Consider the following 14,478-nt stretch of genomic DNA (forward strand, 5'->3'; position numbering starts at 1 on the left):
ATTATATTACTCATATTATTTTGTATGTAAATTCTTAAATGGCACAATTAGCAGCCTTTCTTCTTTTTATTGTTTGTCTTAACATTGACAAAGTTTCTTTTTCAATTTGGCGAATTCTTTCCTTGGTTAGTTTTAGTACTACTGCAATTTCTTTCAATGTCATTGGAGATTTACCGTTTAATCCGTATCGCAACTTGATTACCTGTGCTCTCTTAGAATCTAAGTTATCTATAATCTGCATGATCCATTCAAATTCGCTTTTGTCAAATATTTGTTGAAGGGTGTTACCTGTTTTACGATCTTCAATCCAATCTTGATTTGCATTTAAAGTATATAAGCTTTGCATTGATTCTAACGCTTGAGTCGTCATAAGTGCTTCGTGAATAATACTTTTCTTGGTTTTCTTTAAGTTAGTTCTCTCGACCACTTCTTGAATCGTTGGAGTTTTGCCCGACTCTCGTATCATTTGTGCTATTTGTTCTTTGCATTGGCTTATTATCTTTTTCATATATGCTGGTATTCTTACCAATTGATTCTTCTCTGTAATTGCGCGGCATATAGAATGTTTAATCCAACATGTAGCGTATGTTGAAAATCTACAGCCTTTGCTCGGGTCAAAGCGCTCTACAGCATAGATTAAACCTACGTTACCTTCTTCTATTAGATCAATAAACGGTAAACCACAGTTTACATATTTTTTTGCAATACTTACCACCAAACGCAAATTTGATGTGATTAAATTTTCTCGCGCTTTTTGATCACAATCTTCTATACACAATTTAAATAATCTTTTTTCTTCTTTTGCCTTTAGAATCGGATATTCTCTGATTTCTTGAAGATACTCTTTTAAGTTTGGGTCACCCATCATCATAACTCACTCCCTCTTCTTTAAGAAATTTACCTGTATTGTTTTGACTGCTTTAGTTCATATGCAACAACCATGCCAAACAATAGAAACAAAAGAAAGAATAACCACAAGCGCTTTCACAACAACCACTTATACCCCCTGATGCTTTTTTTCATTTTAAAAAGAGGACAAACATTAACCAATAATGTAGATTTTTGTAGACACATTTTTCTATTTTTTGTAGACAGTTTTAAACAATAACTGTTTATTGAAATCTATAATTATTGCTCCACAATCATATGTCGCAAAAACTTTCACTGAATATTTCGAATAAAGATCTAAAGTGCATTTAGAAGGAAAACTCTTTTTACTACTAAGTGTCGCGTATTTTGGCCGCCATTTTCTTAATAATGGTTCCATATAGTTGTTTTGTGAACCGTGGTGAGGTACTTGCATAAGCGTAACAGAGGAAATGGAATCATTCATTAAAGTATTAAGAGCCGTATCTTCCATATCGCCCAGCAACAAGACTTTATGCCCATTTATTGACCAATGCATGCCCAAAGAATGTTCATTATCGCTAGTTCTATTTTGAAAATATTGACCCGGATACAAAAAAGTAAAGCCATCTACTTGTTCATTATCAGCAACAACTTGTACTTCAACATTAAATTTGTAAATCTGTTTTGTAAACGATTGCTTTATAAAATGGCTATTGCATATAATTTTATCGATTTTGACATTTCGCAATAATTCAAAAAGGGCTCGATAGTGATCAATATCAGGGTGAGAGATAATAACAGCATGTATACGATTAATTCCTCGGTAACGCAAAAAAGGTAGCACTCGATAGCTACCACAATCATATAGATAAATTTTTTTATTTTGTTCCAGAAGAATACAATCTCCATGTCCTACATCCAGGACTGTCATTCTACAATTCTGTTCTCTATTCGATAAAACAAAGACACAAAAAATCACAAAAATAAAACATAAGCTTTTGATACGTCTAGGTTTGAGAACAACTAAAAATAAATAAAATACAAATACCAACAATGCGCTTGGTTGTTTAACATGAATATATCCCCAAGGAGCTTCAGCTAAATAAGAGAGTAGCCACAGTAAAAAATAAAAATTATAATACACGGCAATAAAAAGATACGGTTTTAACAAAGTTAAAGAAATAGGAGAGAAAACCCAAAATATTATCAATAACAAACCGATATATATTGGTATATATAGTAAAAAATTAGAGAAAATAGCAATGGGAGTTAGTGAATAAAAATAATAAGAAGTAATCGGAGAAGAAGAAACGCAAGCAACAGAAGTCACAAATACACTGGTATGTATTTTGTTTGAATTACGCGGCGCCTTCAAATATAAAATAAAAAAACACACAGTAAAGGATAATTGAAAATCTATGCGAATTAGTTGGTACGGGTCAAAAAATAAAAACACTAGAGCTGTAATAAGTAGACTACGCATTGCGTTTTTTTCTCTTCCGCAAAAAGGCGCAAAAAGATAAACGCACATCACTGTTGTTGCTCGTACAGTAGAGACACTCATTCCAGCAATCAAAGTGTATGCTACTAAAGAAAGAATAGTAAAAAATAAGCTTACATAGTAATCGCAAAATACAAAAAGACATGCGCGAAGTAAAATTCCGCTAACAATAATAATATGAAAACCAGATATTGCCAAAAGATGCATCGCTCCACTTTTCATAAAATTTTGCTTCACAAGAGGTAGAATAAAATATTTCTCGCCAAAGCACAAAGCCGCTGCAACACCTCCGACACGTTCTCCAAACTGATCAATTAAATAATTGCAAATCTTGGCTTGTAAATTTTTTGCCCAATTTAAAACAGGGCAACCAATCGATAGCGATAAAGTACGAATACAAGTTTTTTGAGTTCTCAATTCGTAATAAATGCCCTTTGATTTCCAAAACAGTTGGCGATTGAATTCTCCAGGGTTGCGCGGTAATTGAATCTTGTGAATAGTTGCAAAGACCTCGATATAAGTTCCTCGTAAGAGGTCTTTTTCTATTGCACCTTGAACTCTAAGGCATATCTTTATAGATGCTTGCAACCATTTATTGTTTACTTTTACAGAACGAGCCTGTATAACAACATTACGCCTTATATTTTTAGTATGTTTGGTAGTAGAAAAAACATTATCGAGTAAAATGCCGCGAATAGTTACAAACGTACCTTCGTTAAAAATAAATTTAGATTGATTTTTATCTTCAATACATACTCTCAAAAAACCACACAAAATAATAAAGATAACTATAATAGAAGTATTTCGGTATTTTGAGAACAAAGTCAAAACAGCGAGTAAAAAGATTACCCACACAAGATAACTAAAAAAAATTGCCATTATAATACCGAAAGAGTATAACACTAGAAACAAACCTACAGAGAGGCGATCCATTTTTTTCTCCCATGTTTGGCAAACGAATGCCCACAAATAATTTTACAAACCTTATCCATTAAAACATGGAGTATGACAAATTAAGATGCTTCAGAAAAATACATCAAATAAAATAAGTCTCTCTGGAAAGCCATCAATTAGAAAATTCGTAAGCATAACCATATCCGTGATCGTAGTCTTACTATGGAGCTAAACAATGCCTCATTTAAAACTAGAAGTATCAAAAAATATAGAACTAACGTGTTACAAAGATATCTTTACTTCTTTGCAAGAAGTATTATTTCATCATGCTAATGTTCCGTCTAAAAATTGCAAAAGCCGCGTTTACGTAGCTTCGCATTTTAACGTAGGAGATAACGAAACAGCAGCATTTGTTCACTTAGAAATAGCTTTATTAGAAGGAAGAAGCGTGGAAAAAAAATCGCTTATAGGAAAAAATACACTGCTACTATTACAAAATCATTTTACGAATGAATGTGGTGTTCAAATTACAGTAGAAATTCGCGATATGTTATCATCTCAATACTTTAAGAAAGTACAATGTGCTAGATAAAATCATAAATATTTAATGTTTTTTAAAAAACTTCAGACGCCTTACCTCCTAGTTCCAATATACATGTGGATACTAACCCAGTACAAAACACTAAAATTGGTAAAACACAGCGGAAGAAAACACATGAATGAGACTAATAAAATACGAGATCTACTAGATTTAGGGCTTGAAAGTTTTCCTGAGCAAAATACATATGTGAACGACAAAGTAAAGAAGCAAGGGTGTTTAAACAAAGGTACTTATTTAAATCAGTATTTGATTATGGAGGAACTGGGACGTGGCGGCATGGGTGCAGTTTACCGTGCTCATGATACGCGTTTAAATCGTGATGTTGCTATCAAGATTATTTTACAAAATACCACAAAACATATCCAAAAGTTTTTACAAGAAGCAAAGTCTGTTGCACGGTTAAATCATCCGAATATTGTACAAATTTTTGAGGTGTGTGAAGAACCAATTTGTTTTTTTGTTATGGAATTAGTGGAGGGAATGTCTCTAGATCATTTTATTAGACATCATAGCAAAAAGCTAAAAAACCGAGAGTTTTTTGAAAAAATCATTCACATCTTTACCCAAGTTGCAAACGCTTTATACTTTACACACACACGCAAAATTATCCATCGTGATATTAAACCTGAAAATATAATGTTAGACAGCGAATTAAAGCCAAAGATTATGGACTTCGGTCTAGCCAAAATAGAACGAACATCATTAGTTTCTGTCGATGAATTTGCTGGAACCCCAATGTATATGTCACCCGAACAGGCACGAAACAAAAAAGCAACCAAAATAAGCGATATCTATTCATTGGGGGCTACTTTTTATGAATGCTTGACAACAAGAACTATCTTTCAAGGCGACACCGTTTTTAATATTTTATACCAAATTATACACAAAGATCCTGTCGCACCACGATTATTAAATCCTGATATTCCTAAAGAACTAGAAGCAATATGTCTCAAATCCTTAGAAAAAAAACCACAAAAACGCTATTTATCGATGAAAATATTCGCAAACGATTTACAAAATTATGTAGATAACAAACCGATAATAGCAAAACCTATAACTCGTTTTGGGGGTCTTATTAAATCAGTAAAACGCAACAAACCCATGTCTTCCTTGGTAGTAAGTATTTTAGTAACAATCCTAAGCACCGCTTTCTTCATAGTTAGAGCAAACCAAGCAGAACTACGAATACAAAAAGAAATACTAAAACAAAAAGAGATTTCAGCAAAAGAGATTGCTAAGAAAAAAGAATTTATCGATTTAAAAAAAAATCTTGATCTTGCAAATATGCGCATCCAAAATAATAATATCAAAGCTGCTACAAATGATTTGAAAAGTGCATACAGTAATTATATTAATAGCGATTTTGCAAACCCCAATGACTGTATTGAATTTCGTTGGCTAAAGAATAAAACCAAACTATTCAAATACCAATCCAAAGCCGCAGGTGATGTTGCCTTATTTCTCAAAAAAAAGCTAATAACAAACAGTAAGAAAAGTAAACGAATTTACATCTATTCTTGGCAAAAAGGTTGGCAATTCGAAAAAATAAGAGATCTACCTTTTCGCCCTACATCGATATGCACAGATGATGAGCAAAAGCATTTTGCAATTCTTTCTCGACGAGAATTATATCTATATGACGCAAATAGTTTCGAAGAAAAAGCAAAAATCGCAATTCCAGAAAAGTTAGGAAAATTAGAATGTTGTTATTTTTACGATAAAAACAATATAATTGTCGGCGGTCACTACTACGTTTTTTCTTGCCAATTGCGAAATTCAAAATTTGTCAATATAAAAGTAATAGGAGATTTTTCGCAAGGGTTAGTGGGAATGACATCTATGACAAATACTTTTTCTATTACTAAGAATCCCAAAAATCGCAATGTTTTTTTTGTATACAGCGGTAATCTATATACATACTCTTTTAAAAAGTATAAAATTACCAATATCCATAGAATAACAAACCAAGAAATTCATAAATGCTATTATATAAATTCCAAAAATTGCATTATGATGGGAACAACCTCTGGAAAAATATATCATTTGGATCTTAGAAGTAATAAAAGAACGAAAATTGCTGAACATCACTCTTGCGTAATTCAAATAAAAGGCAATAGCGACTATTTGTCATCAATAAGCCGTTATGGTCAAATATTTATTTACGATTTGCAAGGAAATCTAGAAGAACGTGTTCACAGTACAGAAAGTGAACTAAAAGATATCATTTTCCATGGTAAATACTTTTCCACAATCAATTATTCGCAAACATTAACATATCAAATCCCCATACAAAAAAACCCAACAATTATAATCAAAAATTCAGATGCTCAATATGTTGAATTATCAGGAAACTATATTTCTACTGGTAGCTCTTTTTCCAGGCTACTCATTTACAACACTAAAACTCAAAAGAAAAAAAAACCTATCATCACCAGAAAATCTCTTTATTCATTTGTCGACAGTAAAACGCAAAATGTCTTGTATATAAACGATTTACATGATGTCTATTGGAAAGGCAAACCATTAAAAGAAACAAGAAGTGCAGCACAATATAAATTTTTTAAAGGTAAACCTATTGGTGGTGTTTTTGACAAAAGAAAACGTTGGTTGTATCTATACAATAGAAAGGCAGTTGTTTTAATATGGGATACAGTAAAAGAAAAAATCATTGATGAAATTTCTTCTCGTACTTTAAGTAATCATGAAAGTGCATATGTTTTAGATGCAATTTTAACAACAAATAAATACATAATTTTTACTTTTCTCTACTACGTAAACGGTATAAAGCCACTGTGTGTTTTAAATCTAAAAACAAAAAAATACCAAATAATTCCTTTTGATTTCGGTGCGCAGAAAGTGAATGTCACTTACGCAAAAATCTGCGAAGTAAATTCTTTGATACTACAGTATCAAGACAAAATTAAGATTTTCGATTTTCAAAAATTACTCCAAGGAAAACGTGTATTTCGTTCTTTAGAACAACACAAGGCTTACTATAGTTGTTTTGCCCTCGCTCAAAACAACAAACGCTTGATCTCTATTGACGTAAGAAATCGCATTTTGATATGGGACATTAGCATGAAATCGTTTTGGAATTTTGAGCAAAAATCAGAGAAATTCGTCCAGCAAAGTCTACTTCTAGAATTAAAAGCAAAACACTCTATATCAGATTGCGTTTACCTACCTCAAAAACAAGCTTTAGTTACTGTTGGTAAACAAATATTACTATGGAAGTTCTAAACATCTCGATAATTGTTACGCCATAAAATGTAGTAAGATGCTAAAAGTGCTAAAAGTAATAAAAAAAAGCAATACTCTGTTCCCACGCTGTCAACAAATGTTGTTAGAGTAAAAATCAGAATAATTTGGATGATGTTAGCAAACATAAAAATAGTGGTGTTAACACGTCCAATTATTTCATTATCAACAATGCGCATCATTGCTGTATTTCTAGCTACGCGAATACTGGCATTACTCCATCCCATAAAGAAAACATTAACCACAAATACCCACACTGCATCATTAAATACATGAACACCAATGCAAAGCATGAACATAAAAAAACACAACATAATCATTTTCGACATGTGCACTTTATAAATCAAAATAGGGATAGATATGCCAGCAGTAATCGAACCAAATGCCCACACAATTTCTCCCCAACCAAAGACGTGCGCACTGCCATCTAAAACTCGAATAATATGTGTGGGGAGTAAATAGTTAAATCCAACTAATGTTATAAATGGAAATAGGCTTAAAAATAAAAACAAAAATTTTTGAGGAAATTTTCGCATGTAAAAAACCCCCTCCCACACCGACGAATGCGGACTTTTTTTCGCCGTTTGTTGCTTTTGATATTGCAAGCAAGCAAATATAACTATTGAAAGTAAATATGTACTCGCATCAATAATAAGAACTGTCTTAAGAGAAACCTTGTCGAGAAGTATACCAGCAACTCCTCCTGCCGCTACCATAGCAAATTGCGACTGCACTTCCATCAAGCCATTAACACGCTCGTACATTTCTTGTGGAAAAATTTCTTGGATAACTGCGAGTAGAGTGGGAAATTGAAAGTTATAAACTATTTGTCCTAGTATATAAACACCTGCCAAGGTATATATGCTATTTTCTGGCAGTTGCACAGACAAACTTGTACCAATAAAACCAACAAAAGCTACCATTAGTAATATTTTTTTTCGCGAAAAACGATCAACAATCACCCCAATATACGGCAAGAGTAAAATACTTAAAACCATTGCTAGAATACTTAAATAACCATAGGCTTCCGTGGCATTTAATTTTTTTATTAAAAGCCATGGGATTGCCAGCATGGTAATTCCTGTACCAATATGGCTCAAAATATTTCCAGTTAATAGCAAAAATAAGTTTTTTTTGTGCATTAAAATCTCCTTGCAACCTGTTGTAAAAACAAGTATTCTTGTATATTGGGACAGCATTTTAGGTGTACATAAATAATTTTGCCCTGTGACTTTCAAATACAGAGACAATTTATAATAAATGGATTTGATTCCTAGGGCGTGTCAGCACACCCTAGTAAATAACAATTTTAAAGATTGTTGTTTAACATACTTTTGGGCGTGTAGTCAAAAATATTTTCTTTTAGCAGAAACTATTCTTAGCGAATACCCAAATATGTCGAGAGGGGGATAATATGACTAAAAATCGTAAAAAAGGTCTTGCATTGATTGTAACAATGGGTGTGTTGTTAGTACTATCAACAACAGGTGTAACATTCATACGCATGACTTCTTATGAAAGAACAGCTGCTAGTAACTACAAAGATCGTGTAGAAGCAAAATTGGCAGCATTTGCAGGGGTAGATCATGGAATTGCTGTTCTTTTTGAACAAGCACAACAAGGCATTGTAGGACAGCAAGTAAATGGTGTAGATGTTTTATATCCTCATGCTCCTGGAGATACAGCTCAGATCAATAATCAAACTGAAGATATATTCGAGTTAGATAATGCCATTCGCGGTGGCGCAGAAGAAACACCACCACTATTGTCACTACACCAAGACCAACAAGGTCCATTTTCTTATTCCGGCTTGGTTGGGCGTCGTATAAACGGAGCCATCCGAGGTACATACGAAGACAACGGTAATCTTTACGGATTAAAAATTATCAATATTGGCGGACGACTAAACGTAAACAGTCATATTAGTGTTGACCAAAATGGTAATGTTTTAGCAAACGAACAACAAGACTCTAATCGTATTATGCGTGGTCTTTTACAGACATTAGCAGAAAAGTGCGGTATAGAAACTGCTCCTGCATTTACAATTGCCAATGCTATTAGACCTGACGATGCATCGATTCCAAACTTCACAACAAATGATTTAGAAGATATTGTTGAGTTTAATCTTGGAACCAGTACAGAAAGCCGTCGTTTTTTAGCAAATATATGCGTAAATTCTCGTATAGATCCTAAAACAGCAAAAGCTTCTTTAGTTGATGCGAGTGGTGATATACTCCCACCACAAAATTTATCAGGTACTAACTATCGCACGAATGTTGCTCCTCAGTATGTTCGAGAAATGCGCGCTGCTATTAACATTAATCGCGCTTCTTTACAGCTTATCCAAACTATAATTGAAAGAACAAAAGCGATACCTGTTCTGCTTTTAAGTCGCGTTGATCGCAGTATAGATGCTACCTTTGCTAATGATACAAATACTCAAAGTGCGCGTAGAGAAACAGCAATAGAACACCGCATTCCTAAATTGCAAATTCAGTTTTCGTCTAGCCAAGCATTACAAATAGCACAGTCATTAGTAGGAAAAGACTACAGTTCAAATGCTGAAATTAACGAAGAAATAGATCGCATACAGCAAGTTAATGCTAGCGATGGTATTGATGATGATGAATTAGATCTATTAAATAGTAATACTTTTTTTCCAGCTTTTCCTGTTACAGAAATTAAAAATTTGTTTGGCGCAGGCAAATCATTTGGCGACAACGATGGTGATCTTGCTAAAATTAAGTTTCTGTGGAAACAAGCATGTCGCGATGTTTTAAAAAGTAATTTTAATCCTAACGTAATTGATAATTATTGGAATCCAAATGTTGCATCGCAGTTACTAAGCGTAAAAGCAAACCTTTTTGGGCGAGAAGATGAGAGCATTGCTTCTTTTATTGTTGGCTTAAACACAAAAATAGTGAACCACCATACAACCGAATTGACCGCCTTTGACGATGGTGTATACGAAATAACTTCTTCATCGAGAATCACCGCTGAAAACGGTAATCTTGTCACTGGAGCATGTACTTTCCGTACAGATGTACGTTTATTTGACGTTTTAGAACATTCAACGCAAGAAGATTTTGTGACAAGCGGAGATTTTGGCAATGACACTATTTCGTATCCAGGTCGCCACAACACTAATTTCACTTCTCCATTTTCTGGTCGTGTTGAACCGCGTCCACAGTTGATAAATCCTATCAATGAGACTGATCTTTTGTTTAATACGGGAAGCGCTAGTGAATCGTCTGCCCCTAACAATTCTGATCACTTTTTAGGCACTAACAATAGTACTTTGACAGGAAGTAAAGATGATCAATCTGTTAAAATCAAAGAAACGAATAACGTTGATACGACAACTAGAGAAGAAAATATTCTTGCGCCAAACGCAGTCAGTAATATTGTCAACGACGGCCTTGTTTCTGTAGCCCATTTCTATGAGAGTCAAGGTATTATCGATGGTTTAAACAATGGTATTGGTGGAGCAACTCCTGTAAAATACTACTCCAAATACGCTTTAGACAATTCTGCTATTGGTAGTGATGGTAGTAGTGATAGTAGCGGCAATAACAACGCAAGTCTCAACGACGGTGATGCCACCGGCAACAACGCCGATGACAGTTTAAATAATCATCGTGTTGGAAACTATGAGGGCACGATTGAGTTCTGGATTAAGTTAGCTGTTGATGGCGATTCTCCAACAGAATGTGGAATTCTTTCTTTTTCAACCATCGGAGAAGAACAAACAGGGCCTGCAGATATAGAAGGCACTAGACAAGATACCTTTAGAGAAGGAACACAAACATTCTTAGTTAAAGATACCGAAGGACATTTAAAATTAACGCGTTATTACTTCTGCGGCTACTTTGGTAAAAACAATTTAGAGAACGCAACCACATTCAACCGCAATGGAGATATCCAACGCCGTTTTGCAAAGCGCGATATTAGCTTAGATATCTCTAACTGGAAAGCAAATACTTGGCATCATATTATTATCAACTGGGATGATAAATCACAACAAGGTAATGAAAACAACCAAGGACCAAAATTCGAAGCGGCTGACGACTTTAAAGAAAATTTGTCGCTTAGAGCTGATAATCAAGTTGCTGGCATAGAGCAGAGTTATTTTGGCATAGCTGAGACTGTAGGAGTTAATGAACCGCGTTTTGTCGTTTGTGCTGAGCGTGATGTTTTTAATGTAGGTAGCACTGACTCAAACGTAGGAAACGGGCTTAATTATTTACTGATAAATGGTATTTTTCGCCGCCAAAATAATATTGGCAATAGCAATAAATTTTTTCAGCATAGTACAGGTGTTTATTTGGGAAACGCCACTGTTGATAATGTTATTTCTTATGAAAAAAGATTGGATCGCGATGCTACACTCAATAGATTTAATCCGCAATCAGTTTATACAAATTCATTTACAATACCACGAAAAGGTATGCTAGGTATCCTTCGATGGGTAGCTTACAATAATAACGGTAAATACAATGTCAATGCTGGAAATATCTTTGAAAATGCCTTTGTTACGGCATCAGCAACTTTAAATGGAGCAAGTGTTTTTCAGTTTCCGGCAAGTAAAATAGACCAAGGAGGTGATGGAAGTGGTATTCCTGCATCCGGCACACATACGGTCAAAGAAGGTGACGCCTTAACCTACGAGGTTGTATTTCAAACACCAAGTAATGTTGCGGGAGCTATTGGTAGTGTTTGCGCTGCTTTAGACTCAATGCAATTGACTATTTTAAACATTGAGCATCTTTCTTTTGACGAAATTCAATAAGTATTTCTCATCAAACAAAAAAAGCCACGTCGCAATGACGTGGCTTCTCTAGTTTATTTTTAGTAAACTACGATTAATCACTTGACATAAACATTTGAATGATGTACCAGAACATTAAAGCAATTGAAGCAAAAAGCGCCAAAGATGCCGCGACATACTGATCTGTTCTGTAGTGACGAATCACATTTGAAGTATCATACAACAAACACCCACCTGCAAATAAAACCATCAAAGCACAAAAAACATTGCCAATATGATAGCCAAATATCATTGAGCAAATAATAAATCCAAAAGCCACAAAACCTGCAACTCTTAAAAAACCACCCAAGAAACTAAAATCTTTTTTGGATGTGAATGCCACAAAAGTGATTCCCGCTACGAGTGTGAGAGTAGTTACTCCCGCTTTTGCAATAATTTGTGGATCATTAGCATAATTATTTGCCATGTATAAAAGTGGAACAAAAATAATCGCTTGAGCAACGACATAAAGCGCAAGACCCATATACTGAGTTTCGCGAGAAGTAGAAGATCTTGCCCAGTTTTCAGCAAACCAAGATATCCCGATAAATGCAAAAAGTACTACAGCCCAGCTTGCACGCGAACCTAACATTGTGTTGGTAAGCGTAACAGCTAAACCTGTTTTTTGTATGATAAACGAAATACCAATAAATGCTAAAACAGCACCTGCAAGGTGATTGTAGGTACGTTGGATAAATAAAGCACGTTCGTTTGCAGCAACATTTGCAGCAAGACTTGGATGTGCATATGGATTATTCATGAAATCCCCCATTACAAAAAGGATTGTAAAAAAAAATGTATTACCTCTAGACAGAGAATAATACTTTAAAATACCAGCGGTTGCAATAAATATCGTAGATATTGCAATTATTTTCACTATTGTAACATGTAAACAAGCATGTTCGCATTGATTTTTTATTTTGCATAAGGCATCGATATACTCTGCATTAAGTTTATTTTTTTGTCAAATCTTTTTAGAAACATTCTTTAAACTAGCTAATTAAATTAAGCAAGTCGCAAAAAGTTTTTAAGAGCACGCAGCTTGCCTTTGAGTATCATAGCGGCGTTGAGCTTCGGTTACATAGTTACAGTTATGTGCCTCTCAGGCTCTCCTTCTTTGACACTCAAATTCTACGCTGACTTGAAACGTGCTCAAAAACTTTTTGCGACTCACTTAATACAATTCATTTAATCGATTAGGTTGACAAATGTGCACTTTCGGCTTATAATAATCTTAATGAAAGTAACTATAAATCATTTACAAAATTCATTGGCTTTTTTAAAAAAATATACTTAATCCTATGATAGCAAAAAGCAAAAACGGTATAGAAATATCTATTGATACCGAACATTTAAAAAACCATTTAGATCCTGATCAATCAGGTGGCACTTTTCTATTTAGCGAGATGGACGTTGCCATAGAAAAAATTTCTACATGGTTAAGCCAAGTCACTTTACCACCAGAGACATCCAAAAGTTTTTGGGGAGACCCAAAACCACCTTTAGGTCCTTCTACCATTCGAACAATTGTCGAATGTGAAGAAAATGTAGGATGGCATTCTTTGGTAAATATTCGCGAAGTAGAGGACGGAACGAAAGTCGAGTGGGAAGTTCGACGTGGTTATTTAACGAAAGTTTTCCCTACTTTGACACCAAAATTATGTAAAACAGTTGCGTTAATTATTATGCGTTTTGATCAAAAACGCTTAGCAAAAAAAATTGATTCAGATGTCTCTTTAGGCATTTGTAAAACAAAAGAAGAACATCGACACTGGAAATTTATTCAAAGTCCAAGTGAATGGGTTCTCATTACCGCTTTTCCAGGATTTCTTGCTCCTCCGCAAAGTGATCTAAGTTTTTGGAGATTACACGGATTTGCAACAGGTCCTATGGAAGAATTAAACTCCAACTAAAAATATGGCTAAAAAATCAAAAAAACAATTAAAAAAACAATCGCAAAAAAAACAACAAGAAGCATTTAAAAAAATTGTAAACAGCGAAGAAAAGCCTTTGCGGATAGATACAGATGATACATTTCATGCTATTGTCAAAACCTATGAACACACGCAAAAGTGGATTAGTTTAGCAGATACGAAATCGGGACTAGTATTAACGGTTCATGGTGTACTTGTTGGTTTTATGTTACAGCGAATGGTTTTATGGAAAAAAGCTTTACAATTAGGCAATGTTGAGCATGTTGCTGGTTATTTAATTGGTACATTGTTTGTTTTATATTTTATCTTTCAAATTATCTCTTTTTTGTATGCAGTACGCGTTTTTTTTCCACGTACTCTACCAGTTGACTATTGCCAAACAAGACATGTCTTTAATATTGGTATGACAATTGCTTTTCCAAAGATGGATGACAAAGAGAAATTTTGGCAAGAGTATAAAAAATTATCAGAGGAAGATCTGAAAAAAGAGTATGTGTACCAACTTCATACTGACGCGCACGTTTGTAGTCGAAAATATGCGTGTTTGCGTAGCAGCATAAAGCATTTGCTAGTAACACTGAGTTTTGCATTCATAACATTTATATCTACTGCGATATTTGTTAGCTAGATTTAT

Annotated in this window: 9 protein-coding genes; 5 read left to right on the top strand and 4 right to left on the bottom strand. The window is 34.2% G+C overall.

Annotated features, from left to right (window positions below):
* Window positions 1-34: 34 nt before the first annotated feature.
* The gene (locus UABHE_RS12450; protein ID WP_372370636.1) at window positions 35-871 is read right to left on the bottom strand and encodes an RNA polymerase sigma factor RpoD/SigA; all 837 of its coding nucleotides are present in this window, start codon (window positions 869-871) and stop codon (window positions 35-37) included.
* Between the two features lie 207 nt (window positions 872-1,078).
* On the bottom strand, window positions 1,079-3,283 hold the full coding sequence (locus UABHE_RS12455) for a DNA internalization-related competence protein ComEC/Rec2 (protein ID WP_372370638.1): 2,205 nt from the start codon (window positions 3,281-3,283) through the stop codon (window positions 1,079-1,081).
* A gap of 196 nt (window positions 3,284-3,479) precedes the next feature.
* Between UABHE_RS12455 and UABHE_RS12460 the strand changes: the two genes are divergently transcribed.
* Together UABHE_RS12460 and UABHE_RS12465 are read left to right on the top strand one after the other, a co-directional pair.
* Entirely contained in the window at window positions 3,480-3,836 is a 357-nt protein-coding gene (locus UABHE_RS12460; RefSeq protein WP_372370640.1) for a 5-carboxymethyl-2-hydroxymuconate Delta-isomerase, read from the top strand.
* Between the two features lie 123 nt (window positions 3,837-3,959).
* Window positions 3,960-7,085, top strand: coding sequence for a protein kinase (locus UABHE_RS12465; protein ID WP_372370643.1), 3,126 nt, complete (start codon window positions 3,960-3,962; stop codon window positions 7,083-7,085).
* Here the strand turns inward: UABHE_RS12465 and UABHE_RS12470 are convergent.
* Window positions 7,082-8,245 carry an MFS transporter gene (locus tag UABHE_RS12470; protein WP_372370644.1) on the bottom strand — a complete coding sequence of 388 codons (1,164 nt, stop codon included), beginning with the start codon at window positions 8,243-8,245 and terminating at the stop codon, window positions 7,082-7,084. The two genes, UABHE_RS12465 and UABHE_RS12470, sit on opposite strands and share 4 nt — an antisense overlap.
* A gap of 272 nt (window positions 8,246-8,517) precedes the next feature.
* Between UABHE_RS12470 and UABHE_RS12475 the strand changes: the two genes are divergently transcribed.
* Window positions 8,518-11,892 carry a pilus assembly PilX N-terminal domain-containing protein gene (locus tag UABHE_RS12475; RefSeq protein WP_372370645.1) on the top strand — a complete coding sequence of 1,125 codons (3,375 nt, stop codon included), beginning with the start codon at window positions 8,518-8,520 and terminating at the stop codon, window positions 11,890-11,892.
* Between the two features lie 73 nt (window positions 11,893-11,965).
* Here UABHE_RS12475 and UABHE_RS12480 read toward each other — a convergent pair whose 3' ends face one another.
* Window positions 11,966-12,670, bottom strand: coding sequence for a Bax inhibitor-1 family protein (locus UABHE_RS12480; RefSeq protein ID WP_372370647.1), 705 nt, complete (start codon window positions 12,668-12,670; stop codon window positions 11,966-11,968).
* A 541-nt stretch (window positions 12,671-13,211) separates the two neighbouring features.
* Here UABHE_RS12480 and UABHE_RS12485 point away from each other — a divergent pair.
* Window positions 13,212-13,823, top strand: coding sequence for a hypothetical protein (locus UABHE_RS12485; RefSeq protein WP_372370648.1), 612 nt, complete (start codon window positions 13,212-13,214; stop codon window positions 13,821-13,823).
* Window positions 13,824-13,827: 4 nt separating this feature from the next.
* Window positions 13,828-14,472, top strand: coding sequence for a hypothetical protein (locus tag UABHE_RS12490; protein ID WP_372370649.1), 645 nt, complete (start codon window positions 13,828-13,830; stop codon window positions 14,470-14,472).
* Window positions 14,473-14,478 lie beyond the last annotated feature (6 nt).

It is taken from the genome of Candidatus Uabimicrobium helgolandensis (genome assembly GCF_041508025.1).
GTDB classification, from domain to species: Bacteria; Planctomycetota; Uabimicrobiia; order Uabimicrobiales; family Uabimicrobiaceae; genus Uabimicrobium; species Uabimicrobium helgolandensis.